Below are 21,973 nucleotides of genomic sequence, written 5' to 3' on the forward strand. Positions count from 1 at the left end.
TTGGCGGTTGAGCCTGCACGCCGCGCGCGCTCGTGGCGGCCGTGGGCGTATGGCGCGCCCCAATTGCGCTATCGGCGGATTCCGGCTATAGTCGGCGGCATGGCAACGATCACGTTCCCCTTCTTCTCCCTTCAAGCCGGCGCGCCCCTACGCACGCTAGCGCTAGCGCGCCTGCCGCGCTGATCTCGCTCGCCCTCCGTAAGCCTCGTTCATTGTCAGCGTCGCCATCGGTGGCGCGAACACCCAAAATCCGTTTTTAGACACTGAACAAGTCCCCCCTGGAGACCCGAAATGGCAGCAGAAAAGCTCATCATCTTCGATACGACTTTGCGTGACGGCGAGCAATCGCCCGGTGCGTCGATGACGAAGGAAGAGAAAATCCGCATCGCGAAGCAGCTCGAACGGATGAAGGTCGACATCATCGAAGCCGGCTTCGCGGCCAGCTCGAACGGCGACTTCGACGCGATCCACACGATCGCCGGCATGGTGAAGGACAGCACGATCTGTTCGCTCGCGCGTGCCAACGACAAGGACATCCAGCGCGCCGCCGACGCGCTCAAGCCCGCCGACCACTTCCGCATTCACACCTTCATCGCCACGTCGCCGCTGCACATGGAGAAGAAGCTGCGCATGTCGCCGGAGCAGGTGCTCGAGCAGGCGAAGCTCGCGGTGCGTTTCGCGCGCAAGTTCACCAATGACGTGGAATTTTCGCCCGAAGACGGCAGCCGCTCGGACATGGACTTCCTGTGCCGCGTGCTCGAAGCCGTGATCGCCGAGGGCGCGACCACGATCAATATCGCCGATACGGTCGGCTACGGCGTGCCGGAACTGTACGGTCAGCTCGTGAAGACGCTGCGCGAGCGCATTCCGAATTCCGACAAAGCCGTGTTCTCGGTGCACTGCCACAACGACCTCGGCATGGCCGTGGCGAACTCGCTGGCCGGCGTGCAGATCGGCGGCGCGCGTCAGGTGGAATGCACGATCAACGGTCTCGGCGAGCGCGCGGGCAACACGTCGCTCGAAGAAATCGTCATGGCCGTGAAGACGCGCAAGGACTACTTCGGCCTCGATCTCGGCATCGACACGACGCAGATCGTGCCGGCTTCGAAGCTCGTCTCGCAAATCACCGGTTTCGTGGTGCAGCCGAACAAGGCGGTCGTGGGCGCGAACGCGTTTGCCCACGCTTCCGGCATCCACCAGGACGGCGTGCTCAAGGCGCGCGATACCTACGAAATCATGCGTGCGGAAGACGTGGGCTGGAGCGCGAACAAGATCGTGCTCGGCAAGCTCTCGGGCCGTAACGCGTTCAAGCAGCGTCTCCAGGAGCTCGGCATCCAGCTCGAAAGCGAAGCCGAACTCAACAGTGCGTTCGCCCGCTTCAAGGAACTCGCCGACCGCAAGTCTGAAATCTTCGACGAAGACATCATCGCCATCGTCACGGAAGAATCGGCCGAAGCGCAGGAGAAGGAGCACTACAAGTTCATCTCGCTCGCGCAGCGCTCGGAAACGGGCGAGCGCCCGCACGCGCGCATCGTGTTCTCGGCCGACGGCAAGGAAGTCACGGGCGAGGCCGCAGGCAACGGTCCCGTGGACGCCACGCTCAACGCGATCGAAACCGAAGTGGGCAGCGGCTCGGAATTGCTGCTGTATTCCGTGAACGCGATCACCACGGGCACGCAGGCGCAGGGCGAAGTGACGGTGCGCCTCTCGAAGGCCGGCCGCATCGTCAACGGCGTGGGCACCGACCCGGATATCGTCGCGGCATCGGCTAAGGCGTATATCTCGGCGCTCAACAAGCTCTACTCGTCGGATACCGACAAGCTGAACCCGCAGCGCTCGTAAGCGGCGGCGGGGCGCGTCTCACCGTGCCCCGCTGGCTTCTCGCACACGGCGATAAAAAACCCCTGGCTCGCAAGCGCGCAGGGGTTTTTTCTTTGGGCGATGGCCGGTAAGGGCCGCGCGTTCAGAACAGGCTGCGGCGGTCCGGGTCGTGCAGCGGGTCGGGCGTTTTCTGCGTGAGGCGCAGGATGCCGTCGTCGTCGAAATAGAAGTTGTAGAGGAAGTACCACACGTTGTCTTCCTCGTAGCGATACGTCCAGACGTTGCGCTTCATGAGCGGGAAGTACGCGGTCTCGACCGGGCGGCCGAAATTCACGAGCACGTCCTTGCGCGTCCATGTGCCGATCTGCGCGCGGTAGAACTCGTTCACCTGCAGCACCTGGCGCAGGTTCACCACTTTGCCGTTGGCGTCGATGTCGGCGGCGGTGGTGGTTTCGCCCATGGGCTGCGTGGGCCACATCAGACGCTTGCCGCCGTCGGGCAGGTCGTAGGTCTCGCGCGGCGGCCCGAAGCGGGCGATCACCGATTGCGCGTCGTCGCCGGCATGGAATTGCTGCCACGGCTGGGCGCACCCGGCCAGCGCGAGCGCACCCACGCCCGCCGCGAGAGCAAGGCGAGCGTGGCGGGTGCGCGCCGCGAGCGCAGGAAGAAGGCGGATGAGCATGGAGTGTCCCCGAAAATCGATCGCTTATTTTGACACGGCCTTCGACGCCGCGCGCGATCGCGTTGTAGGCCGACCGTCTTGCCGACGGGCTTGCCGCGTGGCGCCCGGGCGTCCTATGATCCGCGCTTCGACCGGCGCTTGACCGGTCACGAAACCGACGCGGAAGAAACCACACGCATGAAGGCACGAATCACGCACCGGCTCGCGATTGCCGCGAGGCAACTGGCCACCTCGACGTTGATGGCGACGGCAGCGATCGCGGCAACGCTAACCGCCGCACCGGCGCACGCGGCCGACGCCGCGCCCGCGGGCAAGCCCATCCCGCTCGCGCTGATCGAAGGCATGTCGGGGCCGTTCGCCGACGCGGGCGCGGCCGTCGAGCGCAACCTGCGCTTCGGCGTGGAGCGCGTCAACGCGCAGGGCGGCGTGATGCTGCGCGACGGGCGGCATCCGCTCGAACTCGTCGTGCTCGACAGCAAGGGCAGCACGGAGGCCGCGCTCGTGCAGTTGCGCGCGGCGCAGGACCGGCATATCGGCTATGTGATGCAGGGCAACAGCTCGGCCGTGGCCGCCGCGCTCGTGACGGCGATCGATCGCCAGAACGCGCGCGAGCCCGATAACCGCGAGCTGTTCCTCAACTATTCCGCCGACGATCCCGCGCTGACCAACGCCGCCTGCAGCTTCTGGCACTTCCGCTTCGACGCGCACGCGGGCATGCGCATGGACGCGCTCGCGGACGTGATTGCCGCCGACAAGTCGGTGAAAAAGGTCTACCTGATCAACCAGGACTACAGCTTCGGCCACGACGTGAGCACGCTCGCGCGCGCGGCGCTGGCGAAGGACCGGCCCGACATCGCCGTGGTCGGCGACACGTTTCATCCGATCGGCCGGGTCAAGGATTTCGCGCCTTACATCGCGAAGATCCGCGCGGCCGGCGCCGACGCCGTCATCACCGGCAACTGGGGCAACGACCTCACGCTTCTCGTGAAGGCCGCGCGCGAACAGGGCCTGGAAACGAAGTTCTACACGTTCTACGGCAACAGCCTGGGCGCACCGGCGGCTCTCGGCGACGCGGGCGTGCAGCGTGTGATGGCCGTGGCCGACTGGCATCCGAACGCGGGCGGCGCGGCCTCGGACGCGTGGTACAAGGCATTCCGCGCGCGCTACCCGGCGGCGCAGGACGATTACCCCGTGCTGCGCATGTCGATGATGGTGGAAATGCTCGCGCAGGCGATGAACCAGGCCGGCACGGCGGAGCCCACGGCGGTCGCGAAGGCGCTCGAAGGGCTGCATTTCAGCGGCGAGGCAAGCCGTTTCCACCCCATGTGGATCCGCGCCGACGACCACCAGACGATCCAGCCCCTTTACGTCATGCAGATGGACAAACAGGGCGCGAACGGCGTGCGCTACGACAACGAGGGCTCGGGCTACGGTTTCCGCACGGTGCTGGCACTGCCCGCCGAGCGCACGGTGCCGCCCACGACCTGCCGCATGCAGCGGCCTTGATGCCCGTGTCCCGCTGCGCGGGCTCGCCGCGCCCGCGCGCGCCTTTCTCGGGCAGCGGTTCGCGGCAAATCGGCGCTGTGCTACAATGCTGGTCTTGCCGTATTTCCATGGCAAGAATTTGACTCATACACGGCACGGCCATTCTTCCGTGACCGCCTGTTAGAAACAAAGGAAAAGCAAATGTCCGTCGCAGATATCAAGAAGTCCGAAGTCGTTGCGCAATTCGCGCGCGGCACGGGTGACACGGGTTCGCCCGAAGTTCAGGTTGCGCTCCTCACGTCGCGCATCAACGAACTCACGGGTCACTTCAAGTCGCACGCCAAAGATCACCACAGCCGCCGCGGTCTGCTGCGCATGGTGAGCCGTCGCCGCAAGCTGCTCGACTACCTGAAGGGCAAGGACGCTGACCGTTACCGCGCGCTGATCGAAAAGCTGGGTCTGCGCAAGTAACCGGAAGGTCTTCCACAAAGATGCCTGTGTCAGTTTCCGCTGATGCAGGCATTTTGTTTTTGAACGGTACGCTTCCCGTGATGCGCATCGTTCGAAAACATCGGCATGACCGAAGTTTCGGACGTGCACGGCAGTAGAAAGCAGCAAAAAAGCAGGAAAAGGCAGCAAAAGGCAGCAAGCGCAGTAACCAGCAGCAGGCCAAGCCACGGGGCAGAGCTCTGTGTCATTCCAGCAGATCGTGCGCGACTGTGTCGCAACCGCGCGTACCGCTGGAATGGCATAACACTCCTCTTCCTGCGCGGTGCCGGTCCTGTCTTGCCGTGACGTTCGCGTGTGCGAACGCCGCATAACAAATGAGTAAGGAGTGAGTGATATGACGATGTTCAACAAGGTCGTGAAGGAATTCAAGTGGGGCCAGCACAACGTTCGCCTCGAAACGGGTGAGATCGCCCGTCAGGCCAGCGGCGCGGTGATCGTCGACGTCGAAGACACCGTCGTGCTCGCCACCGTCGTCGGCGCGAAGACGGCCAAGCCGGGTCAGGACTTCTTCCCGCTCACCGTCGACTACCTCGAAAAGACCTATTCGGCCGGCAAGATCCCGGGCGGCTTCTTCCGTCGCGAAGGCCGTCCGTCGGAAGGCGAAACGCTGATCTCGCGCCTGATCGACCGTCCGCTGCGCCCGCTCTTCCCGGAAGGCTTCTACAACGAAGTCCAGGTCGTGATCCACGTCCTGTCGATCAACCCGGAAATCCCGGCTGACATCCCCGCGCTGATCGGCGCGTCGGCTGCGCTGGCGATCTCGGGTCTGCCGTTCAACGGCCCGGTGGGCGCCGCACGCGTGGCCTACATCGACAACGAATTCGTTCTGAACCCGACGCGCTCGCAAAGCAAGCAGTCGCGCCTCGACCTCGTGGTCGCCGGCACGGAACGCGCTGTGCTGATGGTGGAATCGGAAGCCGACCAGCTGCCGGAAGACGTGATGCTCGGCGCGGTCGTGTTCGGCCACGAACAGATGCAAACCGCCATCGACGCGATCCACGAACTGGTTCGCGACGGCGGCAAGCCCGAGTGGAACTGGCAGCCGGCGCCGAAGGACGAAGCCCTGATCGGCCGCGTCACCGACATCGCCTACAACGAACTGCTCGCCGCGTATCAACTGCGCGACAAGCAACAGCGTTCGGCCAAGCTGAAGGAAGTCTACGCGGCGACCTCGGCGAAGCTCGAAGCCGAAGCGGCGGCAGCCGGCACGACGGCAGCCGACAAGGCCACCGTCGGCAACATGATGTTCGACCTCGAAGCGAAGATCGTCCGTACGCAGATCCTGAACGGCGAGCCGCGTATCGACGGCCGCGACACGCGCACGGTGCGCCCGATCGAGATCCGCACGGGCGTCCTGCCGCGTACGCACGGTTCGGCGCTGTTCACGCGTGGCGAAACGCAGGCGCTGGTGGTGGCCACGCTCGGCACCAAGGGCGACGAGCAGATCATCGACGCGCTCGAAGGCGAGTACCGCGACCGCTTCATGCTCCACTACAACATGCCTCCGTTCGCGACCGGCGAAACGGGCCGCGTGGGTTCGCCCAAGCGCCGTGAAGTCGGCCACGGCCGTCTCGCCAAGCGCGCGCTCGTCGCGTGCCTGCCGAGCGCCGAAGAGTTCGGCTACTCGATCCGCGTCGTTTCGGAAATCACCGAATCGAACGGTTCGTCGTCGATGGCTTCGGTCTGCGGCGGCTGCCTCGCGCTGATGGACGCCGGCGTGCCGATGAAGGCGCACGTCGCCGGTATCGCGATGGGCCTGATCCTCGAAGGTAACAAGTTCGCCGTGCTGACCGACATCCTCGGCGACGAAGATCACCTCGGCGACATGGACTTCAAGGTGGCGGGTACGGAAGCGGGCGTGACCGCGCTGCAGATGGACATCAAGATCCAGGGCATCACCAAGGAAATCATGCAGGTCGCGCTCGCGCAAGCGAACGAAGCCCGTCTGCACATCCTCGGCAAGATGACCTCGGCGGTCTCGGGCGTGAACACGGAACTGTCGGCTTACGCGCCGCGCATGATCACCATCAAGATCAATCCGGAAAAGATCCGCGACGTGATCGGCAAGGGCGGTTCGGTGATCCGCGCGCTGACGGAAGAAACCGGCACGACGATCGACATCTCCGACGACGGCGTCGTGACCATCGCCTCGACCTCGAGCGAAGGCATGGCTGAAGCGAAGAAGCGCATCGAAAACATCACGGCCGAAATCGAAGTCGGTCAGGTGTACGAAGGCGCGGTCCTCAAGCTGCTCGACTTCGGCGCGATCGTGAACCTGCTGCCGGGCAAGGACGGCCTGCTGCACATCTCCGAAATCGCCAACGAGCGTATCAAGGACATCAACGACTACCTGAAGGAAGGCCAGGTCGTGAAGGTCAAGGTCATCCAGACGGACGAGAAGGGTCGTGTGCGTCTGTCCGCCAAGGCGCTGCTCAACGAGCAGAGCGGCGGCGCACCGCAGGGCGAACCGCAGCAATAAAGCGATAAGCTCGAACGGCCGGCAGCGTGTCACACGCGCCGGCCGTTTTTTTATGAGAATGTGAGGCAGGATGGCACTGCGCCTGCGCGGCGGACGCAATGCCATCCAGACCAACGCTTGTCGCTTCAGGGAGACGCAAGATGAAGGCAGTGGAGATTACGGAATTCGGTGCGCCGGACGTGCTCAAGCTGGCCGAACGGCCCACCCCCGAGCCGAAGGCCGGCGAAGTGCTGATCAAGGTGAGCGCCTCGGGCGTGAATCGCCCCGACGTGTTCCAGCGCAAGGGCTCGTATGCGCCGCCGCCGGGCATTTCCGATCTGCCGGGGCTGGAAGTGGCGGGCGAGATCGTGGGCGGCACGATCGACGAGAAGAACAATCCGTTCGGGCTGAAGGTGGGCGATCGCGTATGCGCGCTGATCGCGGGCGGCGGCTATGCCGAGTACGCGGTCGCGCCGCTCGTCCAGTGTTTGCCGGTGCCCCAGGGCTTGAGCGACATCGAAGCCGCGTCGCTGCCCGAGACCTTCTTCACGGTCTGGAGCAACGTGTTCCAGCGCGCGCAACTCGGCAAAGGCGAGGGCGGCGAGAACGAAACGCTGCTGGTGCAGGGCGGATCGAGCGGGATCGGCGTCACGGCGATCCAGATCGCGCATGCGCTCGGTTTCCGCGTGTTCGCGACGGCCGGTTCGGACGACAAGTGCCGCGCCTGCGAGGAGCTGGGCGCCGAACGCGCGATCAACTATCGCGACGGCGACTTCGTCGAAGTGGTGAAGGCGCTCACGAACGACCGCGGGGTGGACGTGATCCTCGACATGGTGGCGGGCGGCTACGTGCCGCGCGAGTTGTCCGCGCTGGCGGACGGCGGCCGTATCGTGCTGATCGCGACGCTGGGTGGCGCGAAAGCCGAGGTCAACATGGCCGAAATCATGCGCCGCCGTTTGACGATCACCGGTTCGACGCTGCGCGCCCGCTCGGTCGAGTTCAAGGCGCAGATCGCGCAAGAGCTGAAGGCGCGCGTGTGGCCCCTCATCGAAGAAGGGCGCATCAAGCCGGTCGTGTTCCGCGTGTTCCCCGCCGCGCAGGCCGCCGAGGCGCATGCGCTCATGGAGAGCAGCGAGCATATCGGCAAGATCATGCTCGATTGGTCCAAAGCGTGACCGGTGCGGTGACGTGCGGGGTGCGTGCGATGCGCCGCGCTTGATTTTTCGGGCGTTTTTCGCACAAGCACGTCGCGCCGGTTTGACCCGCGTAGATTTCACGCAGTAAAATTATGTGTTTTGCGTCCGCTTTTAACAGCAACCGGAACAATGACGAATTCACGATCGAAGCTTGTAGTCGGTAACTGGAAGATGCATGGCCGTCTCGCGGCCAACGCGGCCCTGCTGCAGGGTGTCGCGCAAGGCGCGCAGGCGCTGCCCGCGGAAGTGCGCGTTGGCGTGTGCGTGCCGTTTCCCTATCTTGCGCAAGCTCAGGCGTTGCTCGGCGGCAGCCGGGTCGCGTGGGGCGCGCAGGACGTGTCGGCGCACGAACAGGGCGCTTACACGGGCGAGATCGCCGCGGGCATGATTCTCGACTTCGAGGCGGCATACGCGATCGTGGGTCACTCGGAGCGTCGTGCGTATCACGGCGAAAGCTCGCAAGTCGTCGCGCAAAAAGCGCTGCGCGCGCTGACGGCGGGCCTCACGCCCATCGTTTGCGTGGGCGAAACGCTCGAGGAGCGCGAATCGGGCGCGACCGAGCGCGTCGTGGGCGCACAGCTCGATGCAGTGCTGGCGGCACTTTCGGTGGACGAGGCGGCGCGCATTGTCGTCGCGTACGAACCGGTCTGGGCCATCGGCACGGGCAAGAGCGCGACCACGGAGCAGGCGCAGCAGGTGCACGCGTTCCTGCGCGCGCGCCTCGCGGCCAAGGGCGCGCAGGTGGCGAACGTCTCGGTGCTGTACGGCGGCAGCGTGAAGCCGGAAAACGCGGCGGAACTGTTCCGCCAGGAAGACATCGACGGCGGCCTGATCGGCGGCGCGTCGTTGAAAGAAGGGGATTTCCTCGCGATCTGCGCGGCCGCTGCGGCGGGCGAGAGCGTCGCGGGCTAACGGCTTGCGCACGACGCGAGGGCGTCGTGCGGGCGGCTTACACGTCCGGTTCGTCATGGGCCGGGCGTTTTAACCAGGACTCAGGTGAGTGTGATGCTGTATTTGAAAACGTTGATTATCGTCGTTCAGCTTCTGTCGGCGCTCGGGGTGATCGGCCTCGTATTGCTGCAGCACGGCAAAGGTGCGGACATGGGTGCCGCATTCGGCAGCGGCGCGTCCGGCAGCCTCTTCGGCGCGAGCGGTTCGGCCAACTTTTTGTCGCGCACCACGGCGGTTCTCGCAACGGTGTTTTTCGTGTCCACGCTTGCATTAACCTACCTGGGGTCGTATCATGCGAAGCCTTCGGCGGGCGTGCTCGGAGCGGCTGCACCGGCTCCTGTCGTGGCTTCGGCGCCTGTTGCCCCGGCATCGGTCGCCTCCGCTCCGGCTACGGCATCGCCGGCTGTGGCGGCCTCGAATCCGGGCAACGACGTTCCGAAATAAATTCTGAAAACTTGTTTTTGTGCGTTGAACAAAGTCCGGAAACAAGTTAGAATCTAAGTCTTGAAGCGATTCGCGGGTTGCAAGAATTTGTTGTCCCGGATTGTATGTAGTGCCGACGTGGTGAAATTGGTAGACACGCTATCTTGAGGGGGTAGTGGCGAAAGCTGTGCGAGTTCGAGTCTCGCCGTCGGCACCAATGTATTCTAAAAGATGCCAGCCGCTTGCTTCAGCTTCGGCTGGCATTTTTGCTTTTTACGTCGTGTTCGTTTTCTGTTCGCAGCGCGAAGTACGAAAGTGATTCCCGCGGAGCGATAGAAGTTCCCGCGGAACCTCAGAACCAACCGATAGAGGATTGCCTTGAACCTCGCTGCCTACTTCCCCGTCCTCCTGTTCCTCCTCGTGGGTCTCGGTCTGGGTATAGCGCTGGTTACCATCGGCAAGATCCTCGGTCCCAATCGGCCCGACAGCGAAAAGAACTCGCCGTACGAGTGCGGCTTCGAAGCGTTCGAAGACGCGCGAATGAAGTTCGACGTACGCTACTACCTCGTGGCCATCCTTTTCATCATCTTCGACCTCGAAACGGCATTCCTGTTTCCGTGGGGTGTTGCCCTGCGCGATATCGGCTGGCCCGGTTTCCTGTCGATGATGCTGTTTCTGCTCGAATTCCTGCTTGGCTTTGCCTACATCTGGAAGAAGGGCGGTCTCGACTGGGAATAATGGATTAATCGCCGGATAGCATCGGCGGCACTGCAGGGCGCGACACTGCGGGCCGTTCGTCTGGAGTGGAAAGCACATGAGTATCGAAGGGGTCTTGAAGGAAGGGTTTGTCACCACCACGGCTGACAAACTGATCAACTGGACGCGCACTGGCTCGCTGTGGCCGATGACGTTCGGCCTGGCGTGTTGTGCGGTGGAGATGATGCACGCGGGCGCGGCCCGCTACGACCTCGACCGTTTTGGCGTGGTGTTCCGGCCGAGCCCGCGTCAGTCCGACGTGATGATCGTGGCCGGTACGCTGTGCAACAAGATGGCGCCCGCGCTGCGCAAGGTCTATGACCAGATGGCCGAGCCGCGCTGGGTGATCTCGATGGGATCGTGCGCGAACGGTGGCGGCTACTATCACTATTCGTATTCGGTGGTGCGCGGCTGCGATCGCATCGTGCCGGTGGACGTCTACGTGCCGGGCTGCCCCCCGACCGCGGAAGCCCTGGTTTATGGGGTGATCCAGTTGCAGGCGAAGATTCGCCGCACCAGCACCATCGCCCGTCAATAAAGGCCGAGCGCCTCCCCACAATATGGCAAGCAAACTCGAGACCCTGAAAGCGAACCTCGAAGCGGCCCTCGGCGCGCGCGTCGTCAGTCTCACCGAAAAGCTCGGTGAATTGACCTTGGTCATAAAAGCGGTAGATTACCTGAATGTAGCGACAGAACTCCGCGACAATCCGTCGCTGCGTTTCGAGCAACTGATGGATCTGTCCGGCGTCGACTATCAGACGTTCGGCGACGGCGCGTGGGAAGGTCCGCGCTTCGCGGCCGTCTCGCATCTGCTTTCGCTCACGCACAACTGGCGTCTGCGTCTGCGCGTGTTCGCGCCGGACGACGACGTGCCCATCGTCCCCTCGGTCGTCGAAATCTGGAATTCGGCCAACTGGTACGAGCGCGAAGCGTTCGACCTGTTCGGCATCGTCTTCGAAGGCCACCCCGACCTGCGCCGCATCCTGACCGACTACGGCTTTATCGGCCACCCGTTCCGCAAGGACTTCCCGGTGTCGGGCTATGTCGAAATGCGTTACGACCCGGAACAAAAGCGTGTGGTCTACCAGCCGGTTACCATCGAGCCGCGTGAAATCACGCCGCGCGTGATCCGCGAGGATCGTTACGGTGGTCTGAGGAAACACTAAGAGGGTCGCATGTCAGAGATCAAGAACTACACGCTCAACTTCGGCCCGCAGCACCCGGCAGCGCACGGTGTGCTGCGCCTCGTGCTCGAGCTCGACGGCGAAGTGATCCAGCGCGCCGATCCGCATATCGGCCTGCTGCATCGCGCGACCGAAAAGCTCGCCGAGAGCAAGACGTTCATCCAGTCGGTGCCGTACATGGACCGTCTCGACTACGTGTCGATGATGGTCAACGAGCACGGCTACGTGATGGCGATCGAGAAGCTGCTCGGTATCGAGCCGCCGGTGCGCGCCAAATATATCCGCGTGCTGTTCGACGAAGTCACGCGCGTGCTGAACCACCTCATGTGGATCGGCTCGCATGCGCTCGACGTGGGCGCGATGGCGGTGTTTCTGTACGCCTTCCGCGAACGCGAAGATCTGATGGACGTGTACGAGGCGGTCTCGGGTGCGCGCATGCACGCGGCCTATTACCGTCCGGGCGGCGTGTATCGCGATCTGCCCGACGCAATGCCGCAATACAAGGCGTCGAAAATCCACAACGAGAAAGCGCTCGCGAAGATGAACGAAGCGCGTCAGGGCTCGCTGCTGGACTTCATCGACGACTTCTTCACGCGCTTCCCGGGTTGCGTCGACGAGTACGAAACGCTCCTCACTGACAACCGTATCTGGAAGCAGCGTCTCGTGGGGATCGGCGTGGTGAGCCCCGAGCGCGCCATGCAGCTCGGTCTTTCGGGCGCGATGCTGCGCGGTTCGGGCATCGAATGGGATTTGCGCAAGAAGCAGCCGTACGAAGTCTACGACCAGATGGACTTCGACATTCCGGTGGGCGTGAACGGCGATTGCTACGACCGCTATCTCGTGCGTGTCGAGGAAATGCGTCAATCCACGCGCATTGCGAAACAGTGCATTGAGTGGCTGCGCAAGAATCCCGGCCCCGTGATGGTCGACAATCACAAGGTTGCGCCGCCGTCGCGCGTGAACATGAAGTCGAACATGGAAGAGCTGATTCACCACTTCAAGCTCTTCACGGAAGGCTTCCATGTGCCGGAAGGCGAGGCGTACGCGGCGGTCGAGCATCCGAAGGGCGAGTTCGGCATCTACCTGGTGTCGGATGGTGCGAACAAGCCTTATCGTCTGAAGATCCGCGCGCCTGGGTACGCCCATTTGTCCGCGCTCGATGAAATGGCGCGCGGCCACATGATTGCCGACGCGGTCACGATCATCGGTACGCAGGACATCGTGTTCGGCGAAATTGACCGCTAGGGCGTAGTCGCCCGGGTGGTGCGCAGCAAGGCGCGTCCGGTCCCGGACGCACGCAGCATGGAACGCCACGTCTGTCGCAGCGAGTGTATGAACCGCGCGGCAGGTTTTCGTTCGGTAGGAATTGAAAGAGTCGTGTCTGAAAATGATCTCAGCTGAAGGCCTGAAAGAAATCGATCGCGCGTTGACGAAGTATCCCGCCGATCAACGACAGTCCGCCGTGATGGCGGCGTTGGCCGTGGCTCAGGAAGAGCATGGCTGGCTGTCCCCCGAACTCATGCAGTTCGTGGCCGACTACATCGGCATGCCGCCGGTGGCCGTGCAGGAAGTCGCCACGTTCTACACGATGTTCGAGACCCGGCCTGTCGGCAAGCACAAGATCACGCTCTGCACGAATCTGCCGTGCCAGCTCGGCCCGGAAGGCGGCTCGGAGAGCGCCGCCGAATACCTGAAGCAGAAGCTCGGAATCGACTTCGGCGAAACCACGTCCGACGGCAAGTTCACCTTGAAAGAAGGTGAGTGCATGGGCGCGTGCGGCGATGCGCCGGTGATGCTCGTGAACAATCACCGCATGTGCAGCTTCATGAGCCGCGAGAAGATCGACCAGCTGCTCGAGGAGCTTTCGAAATGACTTCGTTGCACGACCGTCACATCAAACCGCTGATTCTCGCGGGCCTCAATGGCGAGAACTGGCATCTCGAAGACTACGTGGCGCGCGGCGGCTACAAGCAGCTGCGCCGTATTCTCGAAGAGAAGATTCCGCCGGAACAGGTGATCGCCGACGTGAAGGCCGGTGGCCTGCGTGGCCGCGGCGGCGCGGGCTTCCCGACCGGCCTGAAGTGGAGCTTCATGCCGCGCCAGTTCCCGGGCCAGAAGTATCTGGTCTGCAACTCGGACGAAGGCGAGCCGGGCACGTTCAAGGATCGCGACATCCTGCGCTGGAATCCGCACGCCGTGATCGAAGGCATGGCCATCGGCGCGTACGCGATGGGCATCACCGTGGGCTACAACTACATCCACGGCGAGATCTTCGAGGTGTATCGCCGCTTCGAAGCCGCGCTCGACGAAGCACGCGCCGCGGGTTATCTCGGCGACAACATTCTGGGCACCGACTTCTGCTTCCAGTTGCATGCGCACCATGGTTATGGCGCGTACATCTGCGGCGAAGAAACGGCGTTGCTCGAATCGCTCGAAGGCAAGAAAGGCCAGCCGCGCTTCAAGCCGCCGTTCCCGGCGAGCTTCGGTGTGTACGGCAAGCCCACGACGATCAACAACACGGAAACCTTCGCGGCCGTGCCGTTTTTGCTGACCGTCGGTCCGCAGACCTACATGGAACTCGGCAAGCCGAACAACGGCGGCACGAAGATCTTCTCGGTCTCGGGCGACGTGGAGCGTCCGGGCAACTACGAGATCCCGCTCGGTACGCCGTTCGCGACGCTCATGGAACTCGCCGGCGGCGTGCGCGGCGGCAAGAAGCTCAAGGCCGTGATTCCGGGCGGCTCGTCGGCGCCGGTCATTCCGGGCGACCTGATGATGCAGACCGACATGGACTATGACTCCATCGCCAAGCAGGGCTCGATGCTCGGCTCGGGCGCGGTCATCGTCATGGACGAAACGCGCTGCATGGTGCGCTCGCTGCTGCGCCTCTCGTACTTCTACTACGAAGAGTCGTGCGGCCAGTGCACGCCGTGCCGCGAAGGCACGGGCTGGCTGTATCGCGTGGTGAACCGCATCGAGCACGGTCAGGGCCGCCAGGAAGACCTGGATCTGCTGAACTCGGTCGCGGGCAACATCATGGGCCGTACGATCTGCGCGCTGGGCGACGCGGCGGCCATGCCGGTGCGCGGCATGCTCAAGCACTACTGGGACGAATTCGAATATCACGTGCACAACAAGCGTTGTCTCGTCGGCGGTCATGCCGGCTCGCACGCGGCCACGGAAACGGTGGCCGCCTGAGAGGCGAGCGCCCGCCGCGGCGCTCACAGGACAGCGCGGGGTGCATGCGCCGCGTAGCACGACGCAACGGGGAATGCCGCTGTGAAATTGGGCGGTAACAGGTTAGGGACGATTAACCATCATGGTTGAACTTGAAATAGACGGCAAGAAGGTGCAGGTGCCCGAGGGCAGCATGGTGATCCAGGCTGCGCAGCGGGTGGACACGTACATCCCGCACTTCTGCTATCACAAGAAGCTGTCCATCGCGGCCAACTGCCGGATGTGTCTCGTCGATGTCGAGAAGATGCCGAAGGCCGTGCCCGCGTGCGCGACGCCGGTCTCGCAAGGCATGGTCGTGCGCACGATGTCCGACAAGGCGGTGCAGGGCCAGCAAGCCGTGATGGAATTCCTGCTGATCAACCACCCGCTCGATTGCCCGATCTGCGACCAGGGCGGCGAATGCCAGCTCCAGGATCTGGCCGTCGGTTACGGCAAGTCGGCGTCGCGCTACAGCGAAGAAAAGCGCGTGGTGTTCCACAAGAACGTCGGTCCGCTCATCTCCATGGAAGAGATGTCGCGCTGCATCCACTGCACGCGCTGCGTGCGCTTCGGCGACGAAATCGCCGGCGTGATGGAGCTGGGCATGCTCGGCCGCGGCGAGCACTCGGAAATCACCTCGTTCGTTGGCAAGACCGTCGACTCGGAACTCTCGGGCAACATGATCGACCTGTGCCCGGTCGGTGCGCTCACGAGCAAGCCGTTCCGCTTCTCGGCGCGTACGTGGGAACTGTCGCGCCGCAAGTCGGTGAGCCCGCACGACGCCACGGGTGCGAACCTCGTCGTGCAGGTCAAGAACAATCGCGTCATGCGCGTGCTGCCGTTCGAGAACGAATCCATTAACGAATGCTGGATCTCGGACAAGGACCGCTTCTCGTACGAAGGTCTGAACAGCGAAGACCGCCTCACGCGCCCGATGATCAAGCAGGGCGGCGAGTGGGTCGAGACCGACTGGCAGACCGCGCTCGAATACGTCATCAAGGGCATCAAGGGCATCGCCGACGAACACGGCGAAGACCAGATCGCGCTGCTCGCGAGCCCGCACAGCACGACCGAAGAACTCTTTCTCGCGAAGCAGTTCGCGGATGCGATCGGCACGCCGAACGTCGACTTCCGTCTGCGCCAGAGCGACTTCTCGGCGCCGCTCGCGGGCGCGCCGTGGCTCGGCACGCCGATCGCCGAACTCTCGTATGCCGACTCGGCGTTCGTGATCGGCTCGTTCCTGCGCCGTGACCACGCGCTGTTCGCCGCGCGTCTGCGTCAAGCCGCGAAGGGCGGCGCGCAGGTCACGCTGCTGCAAGCCACCGCCGACGGCTCGCTGATCCCGAACGCGCAACGTATCGTCGCGGCGCCTTCGGCATGGCTCGACGAACTCGCCGCGATCGCGGCCGCCGTAGCGGAAGCGAAGGGCGTCGCGGTGCCGGAAGGCTTCGCGGGCGCGCAGGCCACGGAAGCCGCGAAGGCGTTGGCCACCTCGCTCTCGAACGGCGAGCGCCGCTACGTGCTGCTCGGCAACGCCGCCGTCCAGCATCCGGAATTCTCGCGTCTGCATGCCGCCGCGCAGTTCATCGCCGACACCACGGGCGCCACGCTCGGCTTCCTCACGGAAGCGGCCAACACGGTGGGCGCGCACCTCGCTGGCGCGCTGCCGGGCTTCGCGGGCCGCGACGGCCTGAACGCTCGCGAAGCGTTCGAGCAGCCGCGCAAGGGTTATCTGCTGCTGAACATGGAGCCGGAATACGACACGGCCAATCCGGCCGCCGCGCGCGCCGCGCTCGCGCAGGCTGAAATGGTCGCCGTGTTCTCGCCGTACAAGACGGGTCTCGACTACGCCGACGTGCTGCTGCCGATCGCGCCGTACACGGAAACCTCGGGCACCTTCGTCAACGCCGAAGGCACGCCGCAAACCTTCAACGGCGTCGTGCGTCCGCTCGGCGACACGCGTCCGGGCTGGAAGGTCCTGCGCGTGCTGGGCACGCTGCTCGGCGCGAAGGGCTTCGAGTACGACACGGCCGAAGAAGTGCGCCGCAAGGCGCTCGGCGACGGCGAGATCGAAAGCCGTCTGTCGAACCGGGCAAGCGCCACGGTCGCGCGCGGCAGTCTCGCGAAGGCCGCCGAAGGCCGCTTCGAGCGTATCGCCGACGTGCCCATCTATCATGCCGACCCCATCGTGCGTCGCGGCGAAGCGCTGCAACTGACCACGGCCGCACGCGTGGCGAACGCGGTCGGCCTGCCCGCCGCGCTGTTCGAGCAACTGGGTCTGAAGGAAGGCGAAGCCGTGCGCGTGCGCCAGGGCGAGCTTGCGGTAACGTTGCCGGCCACGCGCGATGCGAATCTTGCGCCGAATGTGGTGCGCGTCTCGGCGGCAACGCCGGCCGGTGCGCAACTCGGCAGCCTGTTCGGTGAACTGCTGGTGGAGAAGGCGTAAATGAGCTTGTTCGATACGATCAATGCAGGCGGCAGCCAGCTGCTCGGCGTGGCGTGGCCCACGGTGTGGGCGTTGGTGCGCATTCTCGTCGTGGCGGTGGTGATCCTGTTGTGCGTGGCGTACCTGATCCTCTGGGAGCGCAAGCTGATCGGCTGGATGCACGTGCGTCTCGGGCCGAACCGCGTCGGTCCCGGCGGCCTGTTGCAGCCGATCGCCGACGTGCTGAAGCTGCTGCTCAAGGAAGTCATTCAGCCCGCGCAGGCGAGCCGCTGGATCTACATGATCGCGCCGATCATGGTGGTGGTGCCGGCCTTCGCGGTCTGGGCCGTGATCCCGTTCCAGGCGGGCGCGGTGCTCGGCAACATCAACGCGGGTCTGCTCTACGTGATGGCGATTTCGTCGATCGGCGTGTACGGCGTGATTCTCGCGGGCTGGGCGTCGAACTCGAAGTACGCGTTCCTCGGCGCGATGCGCGCCGCGGCCCAGATGGTCTCGTACGAAATCTCCATGGGTTTCGCGCTCGTGGTCGTGCTGATGGTGTCGGGCAGCCTGAATCTTTCGGACATCGTCGAAAGCCAGATGCGCGGCATGTTCGCGAGCCACGGCGTCACCTTCCTCTCGTGGAACTGGCTGCCGCTCCTGCCGATCTTTGTCGTCTACTTCATCTCGGGTCTCGCGGAAACGAACCGCCACCCGTTCGACGTGGTGGAAGGGGAGTCGGAAATCGTTGCGGGTCACATGATCGATTACTCGGGGATGGGTTTCGCGCTGTTCTTCCTCGCCGAGTACATCAACATGATCGTGATCTCGGCGCTGACCGCGGTGCTGTTCCTCGGCGGCTGGAGCGCGCCGTTCAGCTTCCTCGATTTCATTCCGGGCATTTTCTGGCTGGTGCTGAAGGTCTTCTTCTTCCTGTCGGTCTTCATCTGGGCCCGCGCGACGTTTCCGCGCTACCGCTACGACCAGATCATGCGTCTGGGCTGGAAGGTGTTCATTCCGGTTTGCGTGGTGTGGCTCGTCGTGGTGGGCTTCTGGTATATGTCGCCGTTGAGCATCTGGAAATAAGGGGGCGAACAAACCATGAACGCAATCCAGAACTTCTTCAAGACGTTTTTTCTCACGGAACTGCTCAAAGGTCTCGCGCTGACCGGTCGTTACACGTTCAAGCGCAAGGTCACCGTGCAGTTTCCGGAAGAAAAGACCCCAATGTCGCCTCGTTTCCGCGGATTGCATGCGCTGCGCCGGTATGAGAATGGCGAAGAGCGTTGCATCGCGTGCAAGCTGTGCGAGGCCGTGTGCCCCGCGCTCGCGATCACGATCGAGTCGGAAGTGCGCGAGGACAACACGCGCCGCACGACGCGCTACGACATCGATCTGACCAAGTGCATCTTCTGCGGTTTCTGCGAAGAGAGCTGCCCGGTCGACTCGATCGTCGAAACGCACATTCTCGAGTATCACGGCGAGAAGCGCGGCGACCTGTATTTCACGAAGGATATGCTGCTGGCCGTCGGCGATCGCTATGAAACGCAGATCGCGGCGAACAAGGCAGCGGATGCACCGTACCGTTGATGTTGATTTGACGCTGCATCGGCCCGCGGTTCGGGCTCGCTGCGGGGAACGCGTGTGCTGAAAAGAACCGCGAAGCCGCAGCCTGACCGCCGCGGCGCGACGCTCCCTGGTCTGGCCGCCAGACTGCGCCGCGCAATCCGCCTTACGATGGCCCCAACGATGAACCAGTAATCATGGAATTCACGACCGTCCTGTTCTACGTCTTCGCGCTGCTGCTCACGCTGTCAGGGCTGAAGGTGATCACCTCGCGCAATCCTGTCGCGTCGGCGCTCTTTCTCGTGCTCGCGTTCTTCAACGCCGCCGCCATCTGGATGCTGCTCGAGGCCGAATTCCTCGCGATCCTGCTGGTGCTCGTCTACGTGGGCGCGGTGATGGTGCTGTTCCTGTTCGTCGTGATGATGCTGGACATCAACGTCGACGTGCTGAGCCGCGACTTCAAGCGCTTCATCCCGGTCGCGACCATCGTGGGCGCGATCATCGTGGTCGAAATGGCGCTGATCCTCTGGCACGGCTACGGTGCGACCACCAATCCGGTGCCGGACACCACGGCGGTTGCCGCGGCGTCGGTGTCGAACACGCACCTGATCGGCAAGATCATCTACACGGACTACATCTTCGCCTTCGAAATCGCCGGCCTCGTGCTGCTGGTGGCGATCGTCGCGGCCATCGCGCTCACGGTGCGCGACCCGAAGGACAGCAAGCGCCAGAACGTCTCGAAGCAGGTCAGCGTGCGTCGTCAGGACCGCGTGCGCCTCGTGAAGATGGACGTCGTGAAGGAAGAGCCGGAAGCGGCGGAAGCCGCCGCGAAAGCGGCGCCGGCCACTGCGGCCGCGCCCGCGGCAAGCGGTACCAAGAGCTAAGCGCCAAGGAGCGAACCACCATGTTGACACTGGCCCATTACCTCGTCCTCGGCGGGATCCTCTTCGCGATCTCTATCGTCGGAATTTTTTTGAATCGGCGCAACGTCATCATCATCCTGATGGCGATTGAGCTGATGCTGTTGGCGGTGAACACGAATTTCGTCGCGTTCTCGCATTATCTCGGTGACGTTCACGGACAGATTTTCGTGTTCTTCGTGCTTACAGTTGCGGCGGCGGAAGCTGCAATTGGTCTGGCTATTCTTGTGACCCTGTTCCGCAGCCTCGACACCATCAATGTCGAGGATCTCGATCAGCTCAAAGGCTAAGGCAGGCTGAATTTATGGCAACGACTCTTAACGAAACTCTTCTGCTGGCGATCCCGCTGGCTCCTCTCGCCGGCTCCCTCATTGCCGGTCTCTTTGGCAAGACGGTTGGGCGCGCGGGCGCGCACACGGTCACCATTCTGGGCGTGGCGATCGCGTTCGTGCTCTCGTGCATCACGTTCTTCGACGTGCTGAACGGCGCGAGCTTCAATGCCACGATCTACGAATGGATGTCGGTCGGCGGCCTGAAGTTCGAAGTGGGCTTCCTGATTGACTCGCTGACGGCGCTCATGATGATCGTCGTGACCTTCGTGTCGCTCATGGTGCACGTGTACACCATCGGCTACATGGCGGAGGAGGAGGGCTACCAGCGCTTCTTCTCGTACATCGCCCTGTTCACGTTCTCGATGCTGATGCTCGTGATGAGCAACAACTTCCTGCAGCTGTTCTTCGGCTGGGAAGCGGTGGGTCTCGTTTCGTACCTGCTGATCGGTTTCTACTTCAAGCGTGAAAGCGCCATCTACGCGAACATGAAGGCGTTCCTCGTGAACCGCGTGGGCGACTTCGGCTTCCTGCTGGGCATCGGTCTCCTGCTCGCGTACGGCGGCTCGCTGAACTACAACGACGTGTTCGCGAAGGGCCACGAACTCGCGGCGCTGACGTTCCCGGGCACCTCGTGGAACCTGCTCACCGCAGCGTGTATCTGCCTCTTCATCGGCGCGATGGGTAAGTCGGCGCAGTTCCCGCTGCACGTCTGGCTGCCCGATTCGATGGAAGGCCCGACGCCGATCTCGGCACTGATCCACGCGGCCACCATGGTCACGGCCGGTATCTTCATGGTCGCGCGCATGTCGCCGCTGTTCGAATTGTCGGAAGCGGCGCTGTCGTTCATCGTCGTGATCGGCTCGATCACCGCGCTGTTCATGGGCTTCCTCGGCGTGGTGCAGAACGACATCAAGCGCGTGGTCGCGTATTCCACGCTCTCGCAGCTCGGCTACATGACGGTCGCGCTCGGCGTCTCGGCGTATCCGGTCGCGATCTTCCACCTGATGACGCACGCGTTCTTCAAGGCGCTGCTGTTCCTCGGCGCGGGTTCGGTGATCATGGGCATGCACCACGACCAGGACATGCGCAACATGGGCGGTCTGCGCAAGTACATGCCCATTACCTGGATCACGTCGCTGATCGGCTCGCTCGCGCTGATCGGCACGCCGTTCTTCTCGGGCTTCTACTCGAAGGACTCGATCATCGACGCCGTGAAGCTCTCGCATCTGCCGGGCTCGGGCTTCGCGTACTTCGCCGTGGTCGCCAGCGTGTTCGTCACGGCGCTGTACTCGTTCCGTATGTACTTCCTCGTGTTCCACGGTGAAGAGCGTTTCCGCGGTCCGAAGCATCCGGAGTCGCCGATGGCGATCGAGGCGGCCAAGGCTGCGCACGACGGTCATGGTCATGGCCACGGTCACGACGACCATCACGTGCACGTGCCGCACGAGTCGCCGTGGGTCGTCTGGGTTCCGCTCGTCCTGCTCGCGATTCCTTCGGTGATCGCCGGCGCGGTCGCGATCGGACCGTTGCTCTACGGCAGCTTCTTCCAGAACGGCGTCGCGTTCCAGAACGTGATCTTCATCGGCGAAAACCATGAAGCGCTCGCCGAGATGGGCAAGGAATTCCAGGGTTGGGCCGCGATGGGCGCGCATGCGTTCTCGGGTCTGCCGGTGTGGCTCGCACTCGCGGGTGTGGTGGTGGCGTGGTTCTTCTACATGAAGCGCCCGGATCTGCCGACCGTCGTGCAGCGCACGTTCTCGCCGGTCTACAAGCTGCTGGCAAACGCGTATTACCTCGACAAGATCAACGAAATCGTCTTCGCGCGCGGAGCGGTTGCCATCGGTCGCGGTCTGTGGAAGGAGGGCGATGTCGTCGTGATCGACGGCGTCGTGAACGGGAGCGCCAAGTTTATCGGCTGGTTTGCAACTGTCATTCGTTTCCTGCAATCCGGCTATATCTATCACTACGCATTTGCCATGATCATTGGCATGCTTGGCCTCCTTACCCTGTTTGTAACGCTCAGCGGCAAATAAGGCAAAATAAGGCGA

General features: G+C 63.4%; 20 protein-coding genes and 1 tRNA gene. 20 read left to right on the forward strand and 1 reads right to left on the reverse strand.

Annotation, left to right across the window (positions count from 1 at the left end):
- The first annotated feature begins 291 nt into the window (after positions 1-291).
- Positions 292-1,842: a 2-isopropylmalate synthase gene (locus FAZ98_RS04365; protein WP_158949134.1), complete on the forward strand. Its 1,551-nt coding sequence runs from the start codon at positions 292-294 to the stop codon at positions 1,840-1,842.
- A gap of 121 nt (positions 1,843-1,963) precedes the next feature.
- On the opposite strand, the gene FAZ98_RS04370 is transcribed toward FAZ98_RS04365, so the two are convergent.
- Positions 1,964-2,503 carry a hypothetical protein gene (locus tag FAZ98_RS04370; RefSeq protein ID WP_158949136.1) on the reverse strand — a complete coding sequence of 180 codons (540 nt, stop codon included), beginning with the start codon at positions 2,501-2,503 and terminating at the stop codon, positions 1,964-1,966.
- Between the two features lie 240 nt (positions 2,504-2,743).
- On the opposite strand from FAZ98_RS04370, the gene FAZ98_RS04375 reads away from it, so the two are divergent.
- The 19 genes from FAZ98_RS04375 to nuoL all read left to right on the forward strand — a co-directional run bounded on the left by FAZ98_RS04375 (position 2,744) and on the right by nuoL (position 21,958).
- Positions 2,744-4,009, forward strand: coding sequence for a branched-chain amino acid ABC transporter substrate-binding protein (locus tag FAZ98_RS04375; protein WP_158951867.1), 1,266 nt, complete (start codon positions 2,744-2,746; stop codon positions 4,007-4,009).
- Between the two features lie 180 nt (positions 4,010-4,189).
- Positions 4,190-4,459: a 30S ribosomal protein S15 gene (gene rpsO / locus FAZ98_RS04380; protein WP_158949138.1), complete on the forward strand. Its 270-nt coding sequence runs from the start codon at positions 4,190-4,192 to the stop codon at positions 4,457-4,459.
- 373 nt (positions 4,460-4,832) lie between these two features.
- Positions 4,833-6,977 carry a polyribonucleotide nucleotidyltransferase gene (gene pnp / locus FAZ98_RS04385; protein ID WP_158949141.1) on the forward strand — a complete coding sequence of 715 codons (2,145 nt, stop codon included), beginning with the start codon at positions 4,833-4,835 and terminating at the stop codon, positions 6,975-6,977.
- A gap of 140 nt (positions 6,978-7,117) precedes the next feature.
- The gene (locus FAZ98_RS04390; RefSeq protein ID WP_158949143.1) at positions 7,118-8,131 is read left to right on the forward strand and encodes an NAD(P)H-quinone oxidoreductase; all 1,014 of its coding nucleotides are present in this window, start codon (positions 7,118-7,120) and stop codon (positions 8,129-8,131) included.
- Between the two features lie 150 nt (positions 8,132-8,281).
- On the forward strand, positions 8,282-9,064 hold the full coding sequence (tpiA, locus tag FAZ98_RS04395; RefSeq protein WP_158949145.1) for a triose-phosphate isomerase: 783 nt from the start codon (positions 8,282-8,284) through the stop codon (positions 9,062-9,064).
- Between the two features lie 93 nt (positions 9,065-9,157).
- The gene (gene secG, locus FAZ98_RS04400; RefSeq protein WP_158949147.1) at positions 9,158-9,547 is read left to right on the forward strand and encodes a preprotein translocase subunit SecG; all 390 of its coding nucleotides are present in this window, start codon (positions 9,158-9,160) and stop codon (positions 9,545-9,547) included.
- A 111-nt stretch (positions 9,548-9,658) separates the two neighbouring features.
- Positions 9,659-9,743 (forward strand) — tRNA-Leu (locus tag FAZ98_RS04405).
- Between the two features lie 161 nt (positions 9,744-9,904).
- Positions 9,905-10,264 (forward strand): NADH-quinone oxidoreductase subunit A, encoded by a 360-nt coding sequence (locus FAZ98_RS04410; RefSeq protein ID WP_158949149.1) that lies wholly within the window; start codon positions 9,905-9,907, stop codon positions 10,262-10,264.
- A gap of 76 nt (positions 10,265-10,340) precedes the next feature.
- Positions 10,341-10,820 (forward strand): NuoB/complex I 20 kDa subunit family protein, encoded by a 480-nt coding sequence (locus FAZ98_RS04415; protein WP_027819582.1) that lies wholly within the window; start codon positions 10,341-10,343, stop codon positions 10,818-10,820.
- Positions 10,821-10,842: 22 nt separating this feature from the next.
- Positions 10,843-11,448, forward strand: a complete 606-nt coding sequence (locus FAZ98_RS04420) for an NADH-quinone oxidoreductase subunit C (RefSeq protein ID WP_158949151.1) — start codon at positions 10,843-10,845, stop codon at positions 11,446-11,448.
- 9 nt (positions 11,449-11,457) lie between these two features.
- Entirely contained in the window at positions 11,458-12,711 is a 1,254-nt protein-coding gene (locus FAZ98_RS04425) for an NADH-quinone oxidoreductase subunit D (RefSeq protein ID WP_158949153.1), read from the forward strand.
- 142 nt (positions 12,712-12,853) lie between these two features.
- Positions 12,854-13,339 carry an NADH-quinone oxidoreductase subunit NuoE gene (nuoE, locus tag FAZ98_RS04430; RefSeq protein ID WP_158949155.1) on the forward strand — a complete coding sequence of 162 codons (486 nt, stop codon included), beginning with the start codon at positions 12,854-12,856 and terminating at the stop codon, positions 13,337-13,339.
- Positions 13,336-14,664 carry an NADH-quinone oxidoreductase subunit NuoF gene (gene nuoF, locus FAZ98_RS04435; RefSeq protein ID WP_158949157.1) on the forward strand — a complete coding sequence of 443 codons (1,329 nt, stop codon included), beginning with the start codon at positions 13,336-13,338 and terminating at the stop codon, positions 14,662-14,664. The genes nuoE and nuoF overlap by 4 nt, the downstream gene beginning before the upstream one ends.
- 121 nt (positions 14,665-14,785) lie before the next feature.
- Positions 14,786-17,128 carry an NADH-quinone oxidoreductase subunit NuoG gene (gene nuoG / locus FAZ98_RS04440; protein ID WP_158949159.1) on the forward strand — a complete coding sequence of 781 codons (2,343 nt, stop codon included), beginning with the start codon at positions 14,786-14,788 and terminating at the stop codon, positions 17,126-17,128.
- Positions 17,129-18,193 carry an NADH-quinone oxidoreductase subunit NuoH gene (gene nuoH, locus FAZ98_RS04445; protein ID WP_158949162.1) on the forward strand — a complete coding sequence of 355 codons (1,065 nt, stop codon included), beginning with the start codon at positions 17,129-17,131 and terminating at the stop codon, positions 18,191-18,193.
- A 15-nt stretch (positions 18,194-18,208) separates the two neighbouring features.
- A complete protein-coding gene (gene nuoI / locus FAZ98_RS04450) occupies positions 18,209-18,697 on the forward strand; it encodes an NADH-quinone oxidoreductase subunit NuoI (protein WP_158949164.1) in 489 nt (162 codons plus the stop codon).
- 173 nt (positions 18,698-18,870) lie between these two features.
- On the forward strand, positions 18,871-19,557 hold the full coding sequence (locus FAZ98_RS04455) for an NADH-quinone oxidoreductase subunit J (protein WP_158949166.1): 687 nt from the start codon (positions 18,871-18,873) through the stop codon (positions 19,555-19,557).
- Positions 19,558-19,577: 20 nt separating this feature from the next.
- Positions 19,578-19,883 (forward strand): NADH-quinone oxidoreductase subunit NuoK, encoded by a 306-nt coding sequence (nuoK, locus tag FAZ98_RS04460; RefSeq protein ID WP_158949168.1) that lies wholly within the window; start codon positions 19,578-19,580, stop codon positions 19,881-19,883.
- A 14-nt stretch (positions 19,884-19,897) separates the two neighbouring features.
- Entirely contained in the window at positions 19,898-21,958 is a 2,061-nt protein-coding gene (gene nuoL / locus FAZ98_RS04465) for an NADH-quinone oxidoreductase subunit L (RefSeq protein WP_158949170.1), read from the forward strand.
- Positions 21,959-21,973: the final 15 nt, after the last annotated feature.

The sequence above is a fragment of the Paraburkholderia acidisoli genome, from assembly GCF_009789675.1.
GTDB lineage: Bacteria > Pseudomonadota > Gammaproteobacteria > Burkholderiales > Burkholderiaceae > Paraburkholderia > Paraburkholderia acidisoli.

What these genes read in the sequence shown, in the direction of transcription:
- nuoK (WP_158949168.1), top strand. Translation starts at nt 19,578, where the DNA reads ATGTTGACACTGGCCCATTACCTCGTCCTCGGCGGGATCCTCTTCGCG.
- nuoG (WP_158949159.1), top strand. Translation starts at nt 14,786, where the DNA reads ATGGTTGAACTTGAAATAGACGGCAAGAAGGTGCAGGTGCCCGAGGGC.
- FAZ98_RS04365 (WP_158949134.1), top strand. Translation starts at nt 292, where the DNA reads ATGGCAGCAGAAAAGCTCATCATCTTCGATACGACTTTGCGTGACGGC.
- FAZ98_RS04390 (WP_158949143.1), top strand. Translation starts at nt 7,118, where the DNA reads ATGAAGGCAGTGGAGATTACGGAATTCGGTGCGCCGGACGTGCTCAAG.
- FAZ98_RS04455 (WP_158949166.1), top strand. Translation starts at nt 18,871, where the DNA reads ATGGAATTCACGACCGTCCTGTTCTACGTCTTCGCGCTGCTGCTCACG.
- tpiA (WP_158949145.1), top strand. Translation starts at nt 8,282, where the DNA reads ATGACGAATTCACGATCGAAGCTTGTAGTCGGTAACTGGAAGATGCAT.
- FAZ98_RS04370 (WP_158949136.1), bottom strand. Translation starts at nt 2,503, where the DNA reads ATGCTCATCCGCCTTCTTCCTGCGCTCGCGGCGCGCACCCGCCACGCT.
- rpsO (WP_158949138.1), top strand. Translation starts at nt 4,190, where the DNA reads ATGTCCGTCGCAGATATCAAGAAGTCCGAAGTCGTTGCGCAATTCGCG.
- FAZ98_RS04425 (WP_158949153.1), top strand. Translation starts at nt 11,458, where the DNA reads ATGTCAGAGATCAAGAACTACACGCTCAACTTCGGCCCGCAGCACCCG.
- FAZ98_RS04375 (WP_158951867.1), top strand. Translation starts at nt 2,744, where the DNA reads ATGGCGACGGCAGCGATCGCGGCAACGCTAACCGCCGCACCGGCGCAC.
- pnp (WP_158949141.1), top strand. Translation starts at nt 4,833, where the DNA reads ATGACGATGTTCAACAAGGTCGTGAAGGAATTCAAGTGGGGCCAGCAC.
- nuoF (WP_158949157.1), top strand. Translation starts at nt 13,336, where the DNA reads ATGACTTCGTTGCACGACCGTCACATCAAACCGCTGATTCTCGCGGGC.
- FAZ98_RS04415 (WP_027819582.1), top strand. Translation starts at nt 10,341, where the DNA reads ATGAGTATCGAAGGGGTCTTGAAGGAAGGGTTTGTCACCACCACGGCT.
- secG (WP_158949147.1), top strand. Translation starts at nt 9,158, where the DNA reads ATGCTGTATTTGAAAACGTTGATTATCGTCGTTCAGCTTCTGTCGGCG.
- nuoH (WP_158949162.1), top strand. Translation starts at nt 17,129, where the DNA reads ATGAGCTTGTTCGATACGATCAATGCAGGCGGCAGCCAGCTGCTCGGC.
- FAZ98_RS04420 (WP_158949151.1), top strand. Translation starts at nt 10,843, where the DNA reads ATGGCAAGCAAACTCGAGACCCTGAAAGCGAACCTCGAAGCGGCCCTC.
- nuoI (WP_158949164.1), top strand. Translation starts at nt 18,209, where the DNA reads ATGAACGCAATCCAGAACTTCTTCAAGACGTTTTTTCTCACGGAACTG.
- nuoE (WP_158949155.1), top strand. Translation starts at nt 12,854, where the DNA reads ATGATCTCAGCTGAAGGCCTGAAAGAAATCGATCGCGCGTTGACGAAG.
- nuoL (WP_158949170.1), top strand. Translation starts at nt 19,898, where the DNA reads ATGGCAACGACTCTTAACGAAACTCTTCTGCTGGCGATCCCGCTGGCT.